19 protein-coding genes are annotated in these 17,322 nt (G+C 58.3%); 2 read left to right on the top strand and 17 right to left on the bottom strand.

The genetic code is table 11. From position 1 onward, the window contains the following. Nucleotides 1-14: 14 nt before the first annotated feature. The 4 genes from IPI80_RS19420 to IPI80_RS19405 form a co-directional block, all read right to left on the bottom strand. Nucleotides 15-1,307 carry an NnrS family protein gene (locus IPI80_RS19420; protein ID WP_413862747.1) on the bottom strand — a complete coding sequence of 431 codons (1,293 nt, stop codon included), beginning with the start codon at nt 1,305-1,307 and terminating at the stop codon, nt 15-17. Beyond that, nucleotides 1,304-3,775, bottom strand: a complete 2,472-nt coding sequence (locus tag IPI80_RS19415) for an adenosylcobalamin-dependent ribonucleoside-diphosphate reductase (protein ID WP_413862746.1) — start codon at nt 3,773-3,775, stop codon at nt 1,304-1,306. The genes IPI80_RS19420 and IPI80_RS19415 overlap by 4 nt, the downstream gene beginning before the upstream one ends. 265 nt (nt 3,776-4,040) lie before the next feature. Next, entirely contained in the window at nt 4,041-4,670 is a 630-nt protein-coding gene (locus IPI80_RS19410; RefSeq protein ID WP_413862745.1) for a LysE family translocator, read from the bottom strand. A gap of 7 nt (nt 4,671-4,677) precedes the next feature. After that, nucleotides 4,678-4,992, bottom strand: coding sequence for an HPF/RaiA family ribosome-associated protein (locus IPI80_RS19405; RefSeq protein WP_413862744.1), 315 nt, complete (start codon nt 4,990-4,992; stop codon nt 4,678-4,680). 176 nt (nt 4,993-5,168) lie between these two features. Here IPI80_RS19405 and rpoH point away from each other — a divergent pair, with 176 nt between their 5' ends. Continuing rightward, nucleotides 5,169-6,110, top strand: a complete 942-nt coding sequence (gene rpoH, locus IPI80_RS19400; protein ID WP_413862743.1) for an RNA polymerase sigma factor RpoH — start codon at nt 5,169-5,171, stop codon at nt 6,108-6,110. A gap of 132 nt (nt 6,111-6,242) precedes the next feature. On the opposite strand, the gene IPI80_RS19395 is transcribed toward rpoH, so the two are convergent. Genes IPI80_RS19395 through IPI80_RS19370 form a run of 6 tightly spaced genes read right to left on the bottom strand, consistent with a single transcriptional unit; the run spans nt 6,243 to nt 11,213 of the window. Further along, on the bottom strand, nt 6,243-7,058 hold the full coding sequence (locus tag IPI80_RS19395; RefSeq protein ID WP_413862742.1) for a mechanosensitive ion channel family protein: 816 nt from the start codon (nt 7,056-7,058) through the stop codon (nt 6,243-6,245). 29 nt (nt 7,059-7,087) lie between these two features. Further along, nucleotides 7,088-7,702, bottom strand: coding sequence for an SCO family protein (locus IPI80_RS19390; protein ID WP_413862741.1), 615 nt, complete (start codon nt 7,700-7,702; stop codon nt 7,088-7,090). A gap of 16 nt (nt 7,703-7,718) precedes the next feature. Further along, a complete protein-coding gene (cyoE, locus tag IPI80_RS19385) occupies nt 7,719-8,609 on the bottom strand; it encodes a heme o synthase (RefSeq protein ID WP_413862740.1) in 891 nt (296 codons plus the stop codon). 5 nt (nt 8,610-8,614) lie between these two features. Beyond that, complete coding sequence (locus IPI80_RS19380; RefSeq protein WP_413862739.1) at nt 8,615-9,775, bottom strand: COX15/CtaA family protein; 1,161 nt, start codon at nt 9,773-9,775, stop codon at nt 8,615-8,617. A gap of 24 nt (nt 9,776-9,799) precedes the next feature. Further along, the gene (locus tag IPI80_RS19375; RefSeq protein ID WP_413862738.1) at nt 9,800-10,480 is read right to left on the bottom strand and encodes a hypothetical protein; all 681 of its coding nucleotides are present in this window, start codon (nt 10,478-10,480) and stop codon (nt 9,800-9,802) included. Next, the gene (locus IPI80_RS19370) at nt 10,473-11,213 is read right to left on the bottom strand and encodes an SURF1 family protein (RefSeq protein ID WP_413862737.1); all 741 of its coding nucleotides are present in this window, start codon (nt 11,211-11,213) and stop codon (nt 10,473-10,475) included. Before IPI80_RS19370 ends, IPI80_RS19375 begins: the two co-directional genes overlap by 8 nt. A 15-nt stretch (nt 11,214-11,228) precedes the next feature. Between IPI80_RS19370 and IPI80_RS19365 the strand changes: the two genes are divergently transcribed. Next, nucleotides 11,229-11,450: a twin transmembrane helix small protein gene (locus IPI80_RS19365; RefSeq protein ID WP_413862736.1), complete on the top strand. Its 222-nt coding sequence runs from the start codon at nt 11,229-11,231 to the stop codon at nt 11,448-11,450. Nucleotides 11,451-11,534: 84 nt separating this feature from the next. Here IPI80_RS19365 and IPI80_RS19360 read toward each other — a convergent pair whose 3' ends face one another. From IPI80_RS19360 to IPI80_RS19330, 7 genes are all read right to left on the bottom strand, one after another. Further along, on the bottom strand, nt 11,535-12,422 hold the full coding sequence (locus IPI80_RS19360; protein WP_413862735.1) for a cytochrome c oxidase subunit 3: 888 nt from the start codon (nt 12,420-12,422) through the stop codon (nt 11,535-11,537). Between the two features lie 23 nt (nt 12,423-12,445). After that, nucleotides 12,446-12,673: a DUF2970 domain-containing protein gene (locus tag IPI80_RS19355; protein ID WP_413862734.1), complete on the bottom strand. Its 228-nt coding sequence runs from the start codon at nt 12,671-12,673 to the stop codon at nt 12,446-12,448. Beyond that, nucleotides 12,670-13,245, bottom strand: coding sequence for a cytochrome c oxidase assembly protein (locus IPI80_RS19350; protein ID WP_413862733.1), 576 nt, complete (start codon nt 13,243-13,245; stop codon nt 12,670-12,672). The genes IPI80_RS19355 and IPI80_RS19350 overlap by 4 nt, the downstream gene beginning before the upstream one ends. A gap of 3 nt (nt 13,246-13,248) precedes the next feature. After that, the gene (locus IPI80_RS19345) at nt 13,249-13,359 is read right to left on the bottom strand and encodes a cytochrome oxidase small assembly protein (protein WP_413862732.1); all 111 of its coding nucleotides are present in this window, start codon (nt 13,357-13,359) and stop codon (nt 13,249-13,251) included. An 8-nt stretch (nt 13,360-13,367) separates the two neighbouring features. Beyond that, the gene (gene ctaD, locus IPI80_RS19340; RefSeq protein WP_413862731.1) at nt 13,368-14,987 is read right to left on the bottom strand and encodes a cytochrome c oxidase subunit I; all 1,620 of its coding nucleotides are present in this window, start codon (nt 14,985-14,987) and stop codon (nt 13,368-13,370) included. A gap of 51 nt (nt 14,988-15,038) precedes the next feature. Next, entirely contained in the window at nt 15,039-16,235 is a 1,197-nt protein-coding gene (coxB, locus tag IPI80_RS19335; protein ID WP_413863555.1) for a cytochrome c oxidase subunit II, read from the bottom strand. 168 nt (nt 16,236-16,403) lie between these two features. Next, nucleotides 16,404-17,309: a biotin synthase gene (locus tag IPI80_RS19330; RefSeq protein ID WP_413862730.1), complete on the bottom strand. Its 906-nt coding sequence runs from the start codon at nt 17,307-17,309 to the stop codon at nt 16,404-16,406. Nucleotides 17,310-17,322 lie beyond the last annotated feature (13 nt).

Genomic DNA, 17,322 nt, shown 5'->3' with positions numbered 1-17,322 from the left:
AAGTTCCTGTCAAATTAACCGGGGCGTCCATCAGGGCGCAGGCGGCCATACCAATTGGCCAGGCGCGTTCCCCACACGGCCATGGTGCCCGCCCAGATCATCGCCGTGGGAAGCAGTAGCCAACTTGCCCAGGTGCTCTGCGCCGCTGCGGTGATACGCAGCAGCGTAGCCAGTTGCACCAGCCAGAACAGGGTCCAGGCAATGCGGTCGGCCACCTGGGCGCGCCCGCTGTGACCACAGGAGACGCGGGTCACCATGGCCAGCATCAAAGAGCCCAGGCAGCCCATGGTCAACGCGTGCAACGACCCCAGGCTTAGCACTGGCGCGTCTTGCAACAAGCCCAAAATCTGAGCTGCACCGCCTAAGGCCAGCGCCAGACCTAGCCACAGGAATCCGAAATGCAACATGGCCAACAGCCGGTTTTTCAGACTTTGCGTCAGACCCCATACCTGGGCCAACCACAGTAAAACGCCACCGGCAACCAACTCGAAACCACCACGTGCCAGCATCCAAAAATGCGCCATGGGACCGCGCAGCGGCCCATCAAGCTCTACCCACACTGTCACGGCTTCGAACACGGCAGCCGCAAGCATCACACCCAGGGCCCAGAACGGACGCCATGCCGTGATGAACGGCATGGCATTGGAAGTGAAGAACGGAATCATCCGATGCGCCACGGTGACAAACACCACAACGACAAAGCCCCACAAACCAGTCAGCACGCACGCCATGGCCACAGTGGTGGCCCCCAACACCAAATTAGCCAGCAATCCGCCCAGGCTGATGCAACCCACCAGACAAGCCACCCCCACGGTGCGTGCGTGCAACCGGTCGGACTCAGCACTGCGCCAGACCAAGCGCCAGAACAACCAGGTGATGCGCGCCAGCCCGCTGAGGGCCAGCGTCAGTCCCGCCAGCACCATGAACATGTGAATATGAATGCCAATCACCCACAGCAACCAGCCGCCGGCCTGCAGCAACAGGGGTACCAGCAACGCACGAGCCTCCAGCGGCTCTACGCGCAACCATTTGGGAGCGGCGGTGAACAGGAAGCCGGTAAAAAAAAGCGGCATGAACCCGAAGGTCATGACCGCAGCGTGCACCAAGGTGGGGGATGCGGTATAGGGCAGGGCCACCGCGGCGCTGACGCGATCCAGCTGCACCAGCGCCCACCAGACTGAGGAAACCATCAGCACCACCATTGCCAGGAAAAAACCCAGGCGATGCGGTGCGATTAGCAGATAGCGGGGTCGCCAATGGCGATCCAACGCGGCCAGCACCTCAGCCGAGGGCCGCCCAGGTGTCATCCACAGCTACCCACATGCCCGCATTGGGTGCAATAGTCACATCCGTCTTTGCGGATCACAGCATGGGCGCCGCATTCCGCACACTTCTTGCCAGCCATCACCGGCAGCGGCGCAGTTGCCAGTGCGCTTTCCTGGCGGGGCAGAAGACCGTCTGTATCGACCTGGCTGTCGGTTGCCCGGCGGCGACCGCCCTGTTTTTGCACCATATTGCGTTGGGCCTGGATGTTCTGGATGGCGTAGGCCACGGCGGCCACTTCAGAGTCGTGCCACATCGGCACTTGCGTACCGTCTTCTTTCTGGTGGGTGCCCAGACGCACAGGACCACGATCCCAGGCAACCTTGCGCATGTCGCTCAGGGCGCGCTCCAAAAAGCCACCACGTGCCGCCAACGACAACAGGCGCATGCTGGAAGTGATCCATTGCTGCGACTCACCACTCTGCCCCACTGGCATAAAGAACTCGATAGCACGGTCCACCGTGCTTTTGCCGTCAGCTGTGGCTACCGGAAGGAAGGACACGAGCAAGTACAGGGTCTTGTGGCCTTCCTGGGTCCAGTAGTCGATTTTTTCTGCCACGGCAGAAAGTGCGCCCTTGGGGCGACTCTCAATCACGGTCCGCATCGGGTCTACCACCACCGGCGCTACCGCTTTGGCCGGCTCGGTTTTGGGAGTATCCACATGCAACACTGAGCCCAGAATGGCGTTGGGTCGGTAGGTAGCCAAACCCTTGAGGCGCGCGCTCCAGGCCTGCTGGTAGAGGCTCTTGAAGTCATCGTACGGGTAATCGGCAGGCACATTCACCGTCTTGGAAATGGCGGTATCGACAAAGGGCTGCACCGCTTCCATCATGGCGATGTGGTTGCTGGCCGACATGTCCAGTGCCGAGACAAAATACTCAGGCAACTTGTTGACATCTCCACCGAGCTCGCGGTACAGGCGCCAGGCGTGGTCTTCCACCGAGTATTCGCTGCTGCTGCCGTCGGCCTCGCGCTTCTTGCGCTTGTACATCCACGAGAACGCCGGCTCAATGCCGTTGGAGGCATTGTCGGCAAAGGCCAAACTCACCGTGCCCGTGGGCGCAATCGACAACAAATGGCTGTTGCGGATGCCGTGCTCGCGGATGGATTGTTTGAGCGCCTCGGGCAGGCGGCTGGCAAAGGTACCGGGGGCCAGGTAGCCATCGGCATCAAATTTGGGGAATGCGCCCTTTTCTTGAGCCAAAGCGACAGAGGCTGTGTACGCGGCGTCGCGCATGCTGATGGCAATGCGCTGGGCCATCTCGCGGCCCTCGGCCGCGTCGTAGCGCAGGCACAGCATGGCCAGGGTATTGCCCATGCCAGTAAAGCCCACGCCGATGCGCCGCTTGGCGGAGGATTCGTCGCGCTGTTGCGGCAACGGCCAAAAGGTCACATCCAGCACGTTATCCAGCGCACGCACCTGCGTGGCGACCGACTTTTCGAACGCATCAAAGTCAAAAGCCGGCACACCATCAAAGCCAAACGGGTGGCGGATGAAGCGAGTGAGGATGATAGGACCCAGGTCGCAACAGCCATAGGGTGGCAGCGGCTGCTCACCACAGGGGTTGGTAGCGGAGATGGACTCGCAGTAATTGAGGTTGTTGTCCTTGTTGATGTGGTCAAGGAAAAGGATGCCAGGCTCTGCGAAGTCGTACGTGGACTTCATGATGGTGTCCCACAACGTGGTCGCTGGCAGGGTTTGGTAAACCCACATACCGTCGGCGCGCTGGTGCGCACCTTTTTCCATCAGGGTAGAGCCAGGTTTGGCAGGGTGCACGAGGTCCCAGGACTGGTCATTGGCCACGGCCTGCATGAAGGCGTCACTCACGCCCACCGAGACGTTGAAATTATTCCAGCGGCCAGGGGTGCGTTTGGCGGTAATGAACTCCTGCACATCGGGATGGTCGATGCGAAGCACACCCATTTGCGCGCCACGGCGTGCGCCGGCGCTCTCCACCGTGGAGCACGATTGGTCAAACACATTGATGTAGCTGCAAGGCCCCGAGGCCATGGAGGCCGTGCCTTTGACCGCTGCACCACGCGGACGGATACGGGAAAAATCGTATCCCACACCACCACCGCGTCGCATGGTTTCAGCGGCCTCGCGCAGTGCTTCGTAAATACCGGGGTAACCGTCGCCGTCGACGCCTTGAATGCAGTCGCCCACGGGCTGCACAAAACAGTTGATCAAAGTGGCCTGAATGGTGGTTCCGGCGGCACTCATGATGCGGCCCGCGCCAATGGCGCCGGCGTACAGGTTGTCGAGGAACAGTGCCTCGTATTTGGGTCGGTCGGCTTCCTGTTCGACAGACGCCAGGGCCCGCGCCACGCGCTGGAACAAATCATCAATTCCGGTTTCACCAGGCTTGAGGTATTTCTCCGCCAGCACATCATGGCTGATGGGCTGAATGACGATATCGCCACGGCGCGGGGAAATGGGGTCACGCTTCATCTGTAGTTCTCCTCTTGAATGTGCCGTGGGGCGGAATGCCAGCCAGCGTCACACAAAATACTTCTTGTTTCCGGCATCGGCGGAATGGTCCGCAATGCCGCCTCGCGTTGGGCGAGATGATCAAATACACGGTGCATTTTGCCTGATCCACACCCCTGGAAAACACCTAGTTTCGTTCGCCAATTTCATATGGGAAAAACAGGCAGCGAGCCCTCGTCGGACATACGTAAGACGCTACGGTTTTGGGAGCATCTGAACCCGCCGTCTATTCCCGTACGGTGGCCATGACCGCAGCAAAACCGATAAAGGCGCTGCCAGTCAGGCGGTTGAAGACCCTGAGCACGCTGGCGCGCTGCAGGTAGGTAGCCAGGCGATTGCCGCTGAGGGCATAGATAAAATACCAGCTGACTTCGATCACTGAAAAGGTCAGCAGCAAAATTCCGAACTGAACAGCCTTTGCGGCTTCGGGGTTAATGAACTGCGGAAAAAAGGCCACGGCAAACAGGATGGCCTTTGGGTTGCTGGCCGCAACCAACATGCCCTGGCGGTACAGTGCGCTGGTGCGTACCGCAGGTGTGGCCAGCGGGACGGCATCCACCGCCTGATCCTGAACTGGGGCACGCCAGCATTTGACGCCCAGGTAGACCAGGTAAGCGGCGCCGGCCAGTCTGAGGGCATCAAACACTGCAGGAAACACCTGCAGCAAGGCACCCAGACCGGCGGCCGAAATACTCATCATGGCGAGCAATGCTGTCATGCAGCCCAGCATGGTGGCGATGGCCGAGCGCAAGCCGTGGCGGGCGCTCATACTGAGGACCAAGAGCATATTCGGCCCTGGTGTGGCCGATACGACAAAAGTCATCAGTACAAAAACCCACCAGGTTTGCAAACTCATGGAGTTCTCAGTGCGCGATGCGACCCAAGGTGTGATCGATCAGACGCACCAGTTTTTCGGCGGCGCCTTCCACGGCCAAGTGGAGGTTGGCGGCCTGGTGTTTGACCACTTGGGGCTGATGGCCGTCCAAACGGGCTTCGAGGGTGCATTGCTTGATTTCCGGCAACGTCTGTTTGCCGCCGTGTTCGTCACTCAGGTGAACCTCCACGCGTGTGATGTGGCTGCTGAATCGTTGCAGTGCGTCCTGGAGCGCCTTATTAATCCACTCGGAGCGTTCTTGATTGCCTTCGATGTGTTTGTCGGTGTGGACCTGTACTTGCATATTCATACTCCTAGGTTGTAACCCGATTGGTCACGACCAATGATAGCCCTGTCGAATCCGTGCAATCCGGAGTCAGCAACCAGTCTCACTGCAATGACCGGGGGCATTGAACTTTTGCGTTAGCACTCAGTCATAGAGAGTGCTAATATAGCAACCGACACACAAGGAGTACTGGTATGTCCCTCACCATTGGATCCGCTGCACCCGCCCTCGCGGTGACCAACCCCTGGTCGGTTATCCCTTCGCTTGGCAATCTGGACGCGTACATTTCCGCCGCCAACCGGCTGCCTATGCTCACCCTGGAAGAAGAGCAGGAGTTTGCGCGGAAACTAAAAAATGAGAATGACCTTGAGTCTGCCAGTAAGTTAGTGCTCTCTCACTTACGGCTGGTGGTGTCCGTTTCCCGCCAATACTTGGGTTATGGCCTGCCCCATGGGGATCTGATTCAGGAAGGCAATATTGGCCTGATGAAGGCAGTCAAGCGCTTTGACCCGGACCAGGGCGTGCGCCTGGTGAGCTACGCGCTGCACTGGATCAAGGCCGAAATCCATGAATACATCTTGAAGAACTGGCGTATGGTCAAGGTGGCCACCACCAAGTCCCAGCGCAAGCTATTTTTCAACCTACGCTCCATGAAGCAACGCTTCAAAAGCGAAGACGCCGCTGCCGACCTGGGCACCCACCGCGACACCCTGAGTCCCGATCAGATCGAGGCCATGGCGCGTCAGCTCAAGGTCAAGCCTGAGGAAGTGATCGAGATGGAAACCCGCATGTCGGGTGGTGATGTGCTGCTCGACCCCAGCCCAGGCGACGATGGTGAGGATGCCTTTGGCCCCATCGCCTACCTGACCGACACCAGCCACGAGCCGCTCACCATGATTGAAGCGCGCCAGCGCGACGTGATGGCCACGGACGGCATCGCTGCCGCGCTGGAGAGCCTAGACGCCCGCAGTCGCCGCATTGTGGAAGAACGCTGGCTTAAGGTCAACGACGACAACTCAGGCGGCATGACCCTGCACGAACTCGCTGCTGAGTACGGTGTCAGCGCCGAGCGCATCCGCCAGATTGAAGTGGCGGCGATGAAGAAGATGAAGACGGCTCTGGCGGAATACGCCTGATCGGATCACCTCAGAAAAACCGGTATGCTACGTTTTAAGTAGCATATTGTGTAGATTCGACGAGGGCTAGAGGCCGAAATAACATATGAGTTTTGCGCGACCCATTACCCTGCCGCACCGCGAGGCGTCCGATTACCCCGGGTAGACCTTGACTGGTCGGGTTGCCACTGGGAAGCCGGCTGCGCCCAAGGTGTCTGCAATGGCCTTGTTGGTGTCGAAATAGACCTGCCAGTAGTGCTGGGTATTGCAGTAGGGACGCACGGCCAGTTTGGGGCCGAACTCGTTGAACTCGAGAATTTCCACGTCCACAGCAGGGTCCTTGGCCAGGTTGGGCACCTTGGATACCGCTTCTTTGAGCAACCCGATAGCCTTGTGCACATCCGCACTTCCAGCCAGTTGGGCCACCAGCTCAACCCTGCGATAGGGGTTGGCAGAGTAATTTTTGATGTCGGAACCCATGACTTTGCCGTTCCCCACCACCGTGCGAACGTTGTCTGGCGTGTTTAGCGTCGTGCCGAACAGGCCCAGTTCCAGCACCGTACCTTCTATGCCGCCAACCATCACGTACTCACCCACCTGGTAAGGCCGCAACACCAGCAAAAAGATGCCAGAAGCAAAATTGCCCAGTAAACCACTCCAGGCGGCACCAATGGCAACGCCCGCACCGGCAACCAAGGCCGCAAAGGAGGTGGTCTCCACCCCAAAGTAGCCCAGAATGGCAACGACCAAAATGATATTCAGGGACACGCTGATGAAGCTCACCAGGTAGCGCTGCACCGTCGGGTCCAACTTCTGCCGGGTCATGGCGGCACCCACCAAACTGGTGACCAGGCTGATCAACCAGCGGCCGATCACAAACACGGCAATTGCGCCCAACGCCTTGAGTCCGAATGCAATCAGGATGGGTTGGGCTTGGTCCATCCAGGTCGAAATTTTTCCAGTGTCCATGGTTAACCTCTTTTAAAACGCCGCTCTACTTAGGATGCCTGCTTGAGCAGGATGCGAATGTCTTCAGTCAGCCCTTTGGGGTCGCTGCCGTAGCGGGTAAACAGGCGCAATTGGCCTTTGGTATCGTACACGTAGCTACCGGCCGAGTGGTCCATTGTGTAGCTGGTGGGGCTCTTGCCATCGACCTTCTTGAAGTAAATCTTGTATTCCTTGGCCAACTCGGCCAGCTTGTCCGGTGGCGCGTAAAGCGCCAGGAAGGTGGGGTCAAAGTTGGCCATGTAGCCCTTGAGCACATCCGGGGTGTCGCGCGCCGGATCTACGGTCACAAACAGCACCTGCAGGCGATCGCCATCCTTACCCAGGTCCTTTTTTATCTCGGCCAACTCTGTCATGGTAGTGGGGCAGACGTCGGGGCACTGGGTATAGCCAAAGAACATGACCACCACCTTGCCAGCAAAGTCCTGCAGATGGCGCACTGTGCCGTTGTGGTCAGCCAGTTCAAAATTCTTGGCATATTCGGCACCGGTGACGTCCACTGCGGTAAAGGCTGCCTGTTTTGGTGAACACGCTGCAAAAAGACCAATAGCCCCCGCCAACAAGGCGTAACGCGCTATTAATGTAATAGTAAATCGACGGTTCAACATGGTCGGAGCATCCTGGCTACAAGAGGTAATGGTCCAACAACAGCGCGGCAAACAGCGCGCTGAGGTGGATCAGGGAAAAGCGGAATGTGCGCCGGGCCAGCGCATCGGAGTAGTCGCGCCACAGCCACCAGGCGTACAGGCAAAAACCGGCTCCCAACACCACGGCCGCAGCCAGGTAGAGCCAACTGCTCATGCCATAAACAAAGGGCAGCAAGCAGGCGGCGAACAGCACAAAGGTGTAGAGCAGGATCTGCAGGCGGGTGAACTCGCTGCCGTGGGTCACTGGCAGCATGGGCAGGCCGGACTTGCGGTAGTCCTCCACCCGGTACAGGGCCAGCGCCCAAAAGTGCGGAGGCGTCCACAGGAAGATGATCAGGAACAGGATCATCGCCTCGGGCCCAACGTCTCCAGTCATGGCCGCCCAACCCAGCACCGGCGGCATCGCGCCTGAAGCCCCGCCAATCACGATGTTTTGCGGCGTGAGTGGCTTGAGTATCACCGTGTAAATAACGGCGTAGCCCACAAATGTGGCAAAGGTCAGCCACATGGTCAGCGGGTTGACCCACACATACAACAGAACCGAGCCCGACACGCACAGCCCGGCTGAGAACAGCAGGGTCTGGGTATTGCTCAGCTCGCCGCGCGCAGTGGGCCGCCAGGCGGTGCGCTTCATCTTGGCGTCAATGCTCTGCTCCACAATGCAATTGAAAGCAGCCGCAGCAGCAGCGACCAACCAGATGCCCAGGCAGGCCACGGCAGCCAAACCAGTCTGCGCCAACGTGGGCAGCCCCGGAACGGCCAGCACCATGCCAATCAAGGCACAGAAAACGATCAATTGGATGACACGCGGCTTGGTCAGCGCATAGAACTGGCGAAAGACGGACGATTGCGCCGCGGTTGTGGTCACGGTGGTCATGCGTTGAGCCCAGTAGAGTTTGCCAAATGTGCCTGTCCCACCCGCTGGACGCGGGTGGAAACAAGGGCTTGAACCAGCACCACAATCAGTGCGCCGGCACCACCGGTATGCAGCACGGCAGCAACCAGGGGCCAGTCCAGAACCACGTTACTGAGGCCGGTGGCCAGTTGCAAAAGCAACAAAACGGCCAGGTTGCGCGCCAACTTGCGCAGGCCTGGCACGGATCGAAGGTGCGCGGCCAGCAGTGCCAGTAGCACCAGGGTGAACATGGCCAGGAGTCGGTGAGCGAAGTGGATAGCCGTCAACGATTGGAAACTGATGTGTTCTCCATCCTGGCCAAAGCCCAGGTGCCGCCAAATTTCAAAACCATGGGAAAAATCCATCTGCGGCCACCAACTCCCCTGGCATTGGGGAAACTCGGTACAGGCCAAAACCGCGTAATTGGTACTAACCCAGGCGCCAGACGCCGCTTGCAGCGTCAACAGCGCCAGCGCCAAAAACACAGCCAAGCGCAAACGCACCGATACTGTACTGATGGGTGGCCCCACACCCTGCTGCTGTGCCAGCATCACGCTTTGCACTGTCAGCAAGGCCAGCAGAACGTACCCACCCAGCAAATGCAGCGTAACAATAGCCGGGAATAACTTCATGGTGACGGTTAATGCACCAAATGCACCTTGTATGCAGACCCACACCAGGGTAGCTGCGGCCCACCAGGGGTTCATCACCGCGCGACCATCCTTGGACTTGCGCCCCAACCAAGCGGCTATCGCCAGCACGGTAATCAGCACCCCCACGCCCATGGCCAGATAGCGGTGCACCATTTCCACCCAGGCCTTGCCGGGTGTGACCGGGCCGGTCGGCATAACCTGCTGGGCTGCGGCGATGTCAACACTGGCACCCAGCGGGCTGGCGTTGCCGTAGCAACCAGGCCAATCCGGGCAGCCCAGGCCGCTATCGGTCAACCGGGTAAAAGCACCAAACAGCACCAGATCAAAAGTCAGAAACAAGGTGACCAGGGTCAGGGCATGCATCCGCCACAGCGGTGTGCTGCGGCGGTTGCGCAAATACACCATCAGCAGCGGTCCTGATGCCAAAAGCAGCCCCATCAGGAGCATCCGGACTACGGGAGAGAAATCGTACAGGGTAGCGTGCATGAATTTAAAAACTGTTCTTGGCGCTCAGCGGCCTGCCTTGTCCCAGGATGAGGATGCGCGAAGCAGCCGGTCGAGGTCGCGGCGAACGTTGACCGCACCCTGGGTGTCAATCCGCGGCGGGAATCGCATCATCCAGTTACCCAGGGGGTCCACCAGATACAGGTGATCTGCCACCGCGTGTCCATTTTCGGGCTGCAGCCAGCGCGCCAGATCAGCTTCGGCCACGCGCAACACAGTGGCATCCTTCAGGGCCGGGAGCAGTGTCTGGGCAACCGGTGCGCCATCGCTGACCAGCCAGACCCAGTCCAGACGGTCTTTGTCCTTGCCCAGGCCCTCGCGCAACTGGCGCTGCATGTAGAGGTGTTGGGCACATTGGACATCACAGGCGGCGCCGGCTACGCTCACCAGCAACCACTGGTCTTTGAGAGAACGCAGGTTAATGGTCTTGCCATCTAATGTGGTGCCGAGCACATCCGGCAGGGCTCGCTGGGGATCAATCAGCGTTCCAAAATTGCGACGACCCTCGGGGCGCAGCACGTAGTAGGTGAAATACGATGCAATCACTGGTGTCGCGCACACCAACAACACGGCCAGCATCTTCCAGCGGCCCATACGGGTTCGCGTGTCGGCCACGCCGCCCACATCAGGCAAGGTGTGCACGGTCAGGCCCAGCGGTTGGACGTCGGGGAGAGGGGCACTAGACATTGGGTGTATTGTTCCTGGGGCGAATAAAAAAACGACGAATGATTTGAAACCAGACATAGAGCACGACAAAAACGCTCGCCATGCCAAACCACTGGATTGCGTAGCCATAGTTCTTTTCTACGCCAAGATTTACCGCCGGCCAGTCACGCAACAACCCATCAGCATTGGTACCCATCTGCTGCAGCGTAATGGGCAACAAAGGCAGCCCGGTTTCAAGCTTCCATTGTGGCAGGTCGAGATTTTGCCGGATTGCACCAACCGTAGGTGCACCAAGGGCATACAGGTCGGATGGTGGCAGCGCCATGCGGCCTTCGATTTCCACCACGCCCGCCGGTGTGGCAATCCGGGGTAACAGTGTGCGGTCCTCAAAACCACGTGGCACCCAACCGCGCTGCACCACCAGCGCGCTACCGCTCACGCCTTCCAGAGCAAAGGGCATCAAGACAATGAAGCCCATGCGGCCGTCCATGGGGCGGTTTTCCAGAAAAATGGCGCTATTTGCTACCCAGGTACCACGCAAACGGGCACGCTGGTGCTGCAGGGCCATCGGGTCAGGCGCCAAATGGAGGTCAGCAGCGCTCAATGGGGCCTTGGCGCTTTGTACGTCCATGTCCGCCTGGCGCGCCTGCTTCTCGGCTGCCCGTGAGAGCTGCCACACCCCCAGGCTGCCAGTGATTGCCACCGCCAGCACAGTGGCCGCGGTGATCAGGGCAAACTTCAAATGGGCATTCATCCGATAATCCGGCGCATGACAAGCCTTGTAATCATTGCATTTATCGCCATTCTCGCCAGTTTGGGTGGTGCTCTTTTTTTCATGTTGCGCGGCGGGAACAACGGCAACGAATCTTCCCGCAAGATGGTCCGGGCCTTGGGGCTCCGTATTGGATTGTCTATCCTGCTGTTCGCCGGCATTTTGTTAGCCTGGAAGCTCGGCTACATCCAACCCACTGGTATCCAGCCAGGCAAGTGAGCGGCACTGGGCATCCTTCGAAGCGTCATCACCATCGAAAAGGCACCGCAAGCGGTGCCTTTTCGCATTGAGGCGCCGTAAGGGTTACATCCAATACACCAGGATATACAGGCCCAACCAAACGACGTCCACAAAGTGCCAATACCAAGCCGCCCCTTCAAAGCCAAAGTGGCGTTCGGCGGTGAAGTGACCCTTTTGCAAACGCAGGGTGATAAAGAGCAGCATCAACATGCCCACAAATACGTGGAATCCGTGAAAACCGGTCAACATGAAGAAAGTGGAACCGTACACGCCAGAACTGAGCTTGAGGTTGAGTTCGCTATAGGCATGGAAATACTCGTACCCCTGCACACACAAGAAGGTGATGCCCAGCAGCACCGTGATCCACATGAAAGCAATGGTCTGGCTGCGCTTGCCTGACACCAGGGCATGGTGGGCAATGGTCAGCGTCACACCGGAGGACAGCAGCAATGCCGTGTTGATAGTGGGCAACCAAAATGGGCCCATGGCCGTGAAGGGCTCTACGATGCCTGCGGGCGACGCAGTGGCTCCGACGGCGGCCAGACCGGGCCAGACGGCCTTGAAATTGGGCCATAGCAAGGCATTGTCCAGACTACCAAGGGCCGGCACAGAATGCGCGCGCGCCCACCACAGGGCGGTGAAAAAGGCGCCGAAGAACATCACTTCGGAGAAGATGAACCAGGTCATGCTCCAGCGGAACGAAAGATCAACCTTGCGCCCGTACTGGCCACCTTCGCTCTCGGAGATGGACTGGCTGAACCACTGGTACAGCACACCCAGCCACCAAGCCAAGCCCACCATCAGGGAGTATTTACCCCACTCTGCACCATTGATCCACTGGGATGCACCCAGAATGACGAAAAACAGACCCAGGGCGGCCAAGACAGGATGGCGCGAGGGACCGGGGATAAAGTAATACGGCGTCTTCCCGTGTGTTGTTGTTGAACTCATTTCAGCTCCATTCCTTCGAAAACTTATTTAGCAACGATCCAATTAACCAGACCAATCAGACTCACTACCAGCAGCAATATGCCCAACAACCCTGCGGCTACCACATGCATGGGATTGACCTTGGCCAAATCCTCCTGGTAGGCGGCCTTGCCGCGAATACCAAAAAAAGACCACGCCACCAACTTGACACTGCGCCACGCCGACGTCGACCCCGAAGCAGGTGCCACCACCTTGTCTACAGGTGCGGTCATACCGCGCCACCACCCACCGGTGCCGCTGGCGTCTTGCCCCCAACTTCAAAGAAGGTGTACGACAGCGTGATGGTCTTCACATCCTTGGACAGCTTGGGATCGATCACAAACGCCACTGGCCAGGATTTTTTCTCGCCTGGGTCCAGCGTGTACTGGTTAAAGCAGAAGCACTCCAGCTTGTTGAAGTGGGCTTGCGCTTGCTGGGGCGCATAGCTTGGGATCGCTTGCGCGGTCATGCGTCGATTTTGCGTGTTCTGAAACTCGTACATCACCGTAGTTAGCTCGCCTGGATGCACAACCACCGAGCGCTGCGCCGGCTTGAACTCCCACGGCCCACGTGCATTGGCATCAAACTCCACAGTGATGCTGCGACTTAAATCCACTTGCGTATTGGCCGGAAGGGCCGCCCGGACGCCGGGAATCGACTGCTCGCCCAGGGCCAAAATATTGATGCCAGTTAGCTCACAAATGGATTTATAAATGGGCACCAACGCGTAGCCGAAGGCGAACATGGCAGCCGTGACCACAGCCAGCTTGCGCACCATGACAACATTCTCACGCTGCAGACGCATGGCTTATTTGCTCAGCAGGATCATGCGGGCCATGAAGCCCACAAAAAAGATCAAGGCGATCGAGGCCAGAATCAAACCGGTTCTGGTGTTGGCTTTTTTTTGTTCGGGCGTCATCATGTGGCTCAACCAATGACCTTGGTCGCGGTGGCGTCCAGCTTGGGTGGCGTTTCAAACGTGTGGAACGGCGCAGGTGATGGCACTTCCCACTCCAGACCTTCAGCGCCCTCCCAGGGTTTTTGCACGGCCTTCTCACCATGGCCACGCATGGCCGGCAAGGCAACGAACAGGAAGAAGTACACCTGGGCAAAGCCAAAAAAGAAGCCTCCCACCGAAGCGACGGCATTGAAGTCGGCAAACTGCATGGGGTAGTCGGCATAGCGACGTGGCATACCGGCGAGACCCAGAAAGTGCATGGGGAAGAACGTGACGTTAAAGGCGATGAGAGACCACCAGAAGTGGATCTTTCCACGTGTTTCGTTGTACATCACACCGGTCCACTTGGGGCACCAGTAATAAAAGCCAGAGAACATGGCAAACAATGAGCCCGCCACCAGCACATAGTGGAAATGCGCCACGATGTAGTAAGTGTCTTGCAGTTGAATATCAATGGGCGCTACTGCCGGAATCAAACCGGTGAAACCACCAATCGTGAACACGAAAATGAAGCCCACAGCAAACAACATGGGGGTCTCAAACGTCATCGAACCTTGCCACATGGTGGCGATCCAGTTAAAGATCTTCACGGCCGTGGGCACGGCAATCAGCATGGTGGCGTACATGAAAAACAGCTGGCCGGTCACCGGCATGCCGGTGGTGAACATGTGGTGAGCCCACACGATGAAGGACAGAATGGCGATGGACGATGTGGCGTACACCATGGAGGCATAACCGAACAGCTTCTTGCGGGCAAACGCCGGAATCACCTGACTGATGATGCCGAAGGCCGGCAAAATCATGATGTAAACCTCGGGGTGACCGAAGAACCAGAAGATGTGCTGGTACATCACCGGGTCACCGCCACCGGCGGGGTTAAAGAAGCTGGTGCCAAAGTGGCGGTCCGTCAGCGTCATGGTGATGGCGCCAGCCAGCACAGGCATCACAGCAATCAACAAATAGGCGGTGATCAGCCAGGTCCAGCAGAACATGGGCATCTTCATCAGCGACATGCCGGGGGCGCGCATGTTCAGAATGGTCACGATGATGTTGATCGAACCCATGATGGAGCTGGCACCCAGGATGTGCATGGCAAAAATGCCGGCATCCATGGAAGGGCCCATTTGCAGAGTCAACGGGGCATACAGCGTCCAGCCGGCAGCAGGCGCACCACCGGGCATGAAGAAAGAGCCCACCAGCATCAGCGCCGCAGGAATCATCAGCCAGAACGAAAAATTATTCATGCGGGCAAAAGCCATATCGGCCGCACCGATCTGCAACGGAATCATCCAGTTCGCAAAACCCACGAAGGCCGGCATGATGGCGCCAAACACCATGATCAGACCATGCATGGTGGTCAGCTGGTTGAACAGCTCGGGGTTAACCAGTTGCAAGCCGGGCTGAAACAGTTCCGCACGGATGATCAGGGCCAACACGCCACCGATCATCAACATCGTGAACGAAAACAGCAAATACAGCGTACCAATGTCCTTGTGGTTGGTGGCATAGACCCAGCGCTTCCAGCCCGTGGGGGCGTGGTCGTGGTGGTCGTCATGGGCATGGTCGTGGTGGTCTAGAACGGCACTCATCCTGATTTCCTTCTCAATTCACTCTATTCGTTTGGGCGCAATGGCTGCGGCTTACTTGCGCAAGGCCACTACATCGGCCGGCTGCACGACCTGGCCGGTCTTGTTGGACCAATTGTTTTTGGTGTAGCTGATGACGGCGGCGATATCAGTGTCGCTTAGTTGTTTCCACGGCGGCATCACATTGGTTTGTCCGCCAGGCAATGCAACGGTGCGACCATTGAGAACCACGGCAATCTGTTGGTTCTTGTCAGCATCCTGAACTACGGGCGAGCCGTCCAGCGCCTTGATCGAACCTGCACCCTTGCCATTGGCCTGGTGGCAGGCTGCGCAGTTGGCGGCATACACTTTTTCACCGCGCTTCACGATGTCTTCCAACGCCCAAACCTTGGCGGGGTCGTCCATCTTGGCGGCCATTTTTTTCATTTCACCACCCACCCACTGGGAGTAATTTGCAGCCGACACCACCTTCACGTGGATGGGCATGTAAGCATGCTCCTTGCCGCACAATTCCATGCACTGACCGTGGTAATCGCCCTCTACTTCGGCGCGGAACCATGTATCGCGCACAAAACCTGGGATTGCGTCCTGCTTGATACCAAAAGATGGAACGGCAAACGCGTGAATCACATCGGTGGCGGTTGTGATGATGCGAATCTTCTTTCCCACCGGAACAACCAGTGGGTTGTCCACTTTCAGCAGGTAGTCATCGGTCGCAGGTGGCTTGCCGGAATTGGACATTTCGCGCTGCGCGCTATCAAGGCTGGAGACAAAACCAATGCCCTCGCCCTCGCCCTTGATGTAGTCATAGCCCCACTTCCACTGCATACCGGTCACCTTGATGGTCAGATCGGCATTGGTGGTGTCTTTCATGGCGACCACCACCTTGGTGGCGGGCAGTGCCATCAGGATCACGATAATGAAGGGAATTACCGTCCAGACCACCTCCACCACAACGGACTCGTGGAAGGTAGCGGCCTTATGGCCACGCGACTTTCGGTGCTTCCAGATGGAATAGAACATCACCGAAAACACAGCCAAAAAGATGATGGTGCACACGATCAGCATGAACCAATGCAGCCACTGCTGGTCTTCAGCAATTCTGGTCACGGGTGGATGCAGGTTCAACTGGTTCACAGCCGGTCCACCAGGCAAATCGTGGACCGCTTGCGCCAAAGCAAACGTCGCCGTGCCTGCCCAGGCACTGCCTGCCAGCAATAGCGTGGTCAGTGTTTTGAAAATGCTCTTCATCTTGGTCATTTTTTCGTCGAATCGGATTGAACGGTGCCCAGACCCAGCCCCGTTTGCGCCTGCGGGCAGCGAACGGGTACAGGAAGGCTCATAACTCGTTGAGCCGTTAATTGTAGCCGAGCAAAACAAAGGAAATTAAGGTTTGGCTCGGCCTGTCAAGCCCCATTGTCAATCGGGGGAGTGATTTTTCTTGATCCGCCGCAAATTCGCGCGCATTTCATCCAGAGAAACCCTTAGTTCCGGGCCAACATTAAGGCGCGGGGGCGCTTTGAAAGCGTGGCCGTAGACGATTTCAAAAGTGACTTGCAACTGCCCATCGTCCCCCGGTCGGGCCAAGGCGGCCAGCGCTTGCAACAACTGTGTGTGCCAGGCACGCCCGCGCAGGGCTCCAAACCGTTCGGGATGCAGGTTGCGGCCCAGCTCACGCAACTCTTGCAGCAGGCGTTGGGGCGTGGCAAAGGTCAGCGTGATTCGCTCCATGTCCATCACCGGCTCAGCAAATCCGGTGTGCAACATCATGTCGCCCCAGTCGTGCATGTCCGTATAGGCATGCGAGGCAGGCGGCCAGCCCTTCTGTGCATAGACCGCACGCAATTCGCTGATGGTATCGGGCCCTAAGCATGAAAACATCAAAAATCCATTTGGCTCCAACAGGCGGTGCCAATGGGCCAGCAATGCTTGCGGATCATCCGTCATGTGCAGGGCCATGTTGGCCCACAACATTTGTACCGGTTGCGCGGGCTCGGCAAACTGCAGGTTTGGCCCCACCCAACGCTCGGGCTTCCACCAGGATGGGATGAGCGACTTACGGGCCATTTCACCGTGCTGGGCAAGTGCATGAACCACATAGCACTGGGCCTTGGGATAGCGCGCGGTGAGCAAGGCGTGCGCCTGCATGCCACCGCGCAGCGGCTCCCAATGCAACCAGCTTTCGGGGCGCATCGTCATCCACTGCAGGCGTTCTTCCATGCGACGCGCCACTTCCTCGTGCAACCACGGAGATATCGTCGGCAAAAGGGAGTTCCAGCGGGCGGCAGCCGTGGAGGCGATGGTAGGCGGACGTTCGGGACGCATGGGCGAAAGGATG

The sequence above is a fragment of the Candidatus Aalborgicola defluviihabitans genome (assembly GCF_016705985.1).
Classification (GTDB): domain Bacteria; phylum Pseudomonadota; class Gammaproteobacteria; order Burkholderiales; family Burkholderiaceae_C; genus Allorhodoferax; species Allorhodoferax defluviihabitans.
This window is presented reverse-complemented; position numbering and strand designations above follow the sequence as displayed.

Excerpts from the sequence above, each read along its gene's own strand:
- IPI80_RS19375 (WP_413862738.1), bottom strand. The coding sequence starts at position 10,480 with ATGTCTAGTGCCCCTCTCCCCGACGTCCAACCGCTGGGCCTGACCGTG.
- IPI80_RS19365 (WP_413862736.1), top strand. The coding sequence starts at position 11,229 with ATGACAAGCCTTGTAATCATTGCATTTATCGCCATTCTCGCCAGTTTG.
- IPI80_RS19390 (WP_413862741.1), bottom strand. The coding sequence starts at position 7,702 with ATGTTGAACCGTCGATTTACTATTACATTAATAGCGCGTTACGCCTTG.
- IPI80_RS19330 (WP_413862730.1), bottom strand. The coding sequence starts at position 17,309 with ATGCGTCCCGAACGTCCGCCTACCATCGCCTCCACGGCTGCCGCCCGC.
- IPI80_RS19420 (WP_413862747.1), bottom strand. The coding sequence starts at position 1,307 with ATGACACCTGGGCGGCCCTCGGCTGAGGTGCTGGCCGCGTTGGATCGC.
- IPI80_RS19415 (WP_413862746.1), bottom strand. The coding sequence starts at position 3,775 with ATGAAGCGTGACCCCATTTCCCCGCGCCGTGGCGATATCGTCATTCAG.
- IPI80_RS19355 (WP_413862734.1), bottom strand. The coding sequence starts at position 12,673 with ATGACCGCACCTGTAGACAAGGTGGTGGCACCTGCTTCGGGGTCGACG.
- IPI80_RS19405 (WP_413862744.1), bottom strand. The coding sequence starts at position 4,992 with ATGCAAGTACAGGTCCACACCGACAAACACATCGAAGGCAATCAAGAA.
- IPI80_RS19345 (WP_413862732.1), bottom strand. The coding sequence starts at position 13,359 with ATGACGCCCGAACAAAAAAAAGCCAACACCAGAACCGGTTTGATTCTG.
- IPI80_RS19395 (WP_413862742.1), bottom strand. The coding sequence starts at position 7,058 with ATGGACACTGGAAAAATTTCGACCTGGATGGACCAAGCCCAACCCATC.
- rpoH (WP_413862743.1), top strand. The coding sequence starts at position 5,169 with ATGTCCCTCACCATTGGATCCGCTGCACCCGCCCTCGCGGTGACCAAC.
- IPI80_RS19350 (WP_413862733.1), bottom strand. The coding sequence starts at position 13,245 with ATGCGTCTGCAGCGTGAGAATGTTGTCATGGTGCGCAAGCTGGCTGTG.
- IPI80_RS19380 (WP_413862739.1), bottom strand. The coding sequence starts at position 9,775 with ATGCACGCTACCCTGTACGATTTCTCTCCCGTAGTCCGGATGCTCCTG.
- coxB (WP_413863555.1), bottom strand. The coding sequence starts at position 16,235 with ATGAAGAGCATTTTCAAAACACTGACCACGCTATTGCTGGCAGGCAGT.
- ctaD (WP_413862731.1), bottom strand. The coding sequence starts at position 14,987 with ATGAGTGCCGTTCTAGACCACCACGACCATGCCCATGACGACCACCAC.
- IPI80_RS19370 (WP_413862737.1), bottom strand. The coding sequence starts at position 11,213 with ATGAATGCCCATTTGAAGTTTGCCCTGATCACCGCGGCCACTGTGCTG.
- IPI80_RS19410 (WP_413862745.1), bottom strand. The coding sequence starts at position 4,670 with ATGAGTTTGCAAACCTGGTGGGTTTTTGTACTGATGACTTTTGTCGTA.
- IPI80_RS19360 (WP_413862735.1), bottom strand. The coding sequence starts at position 12,422 with ATGAGTTCAACAACAACACACGGGAAGACGCCGTATTACTTTATCCCC.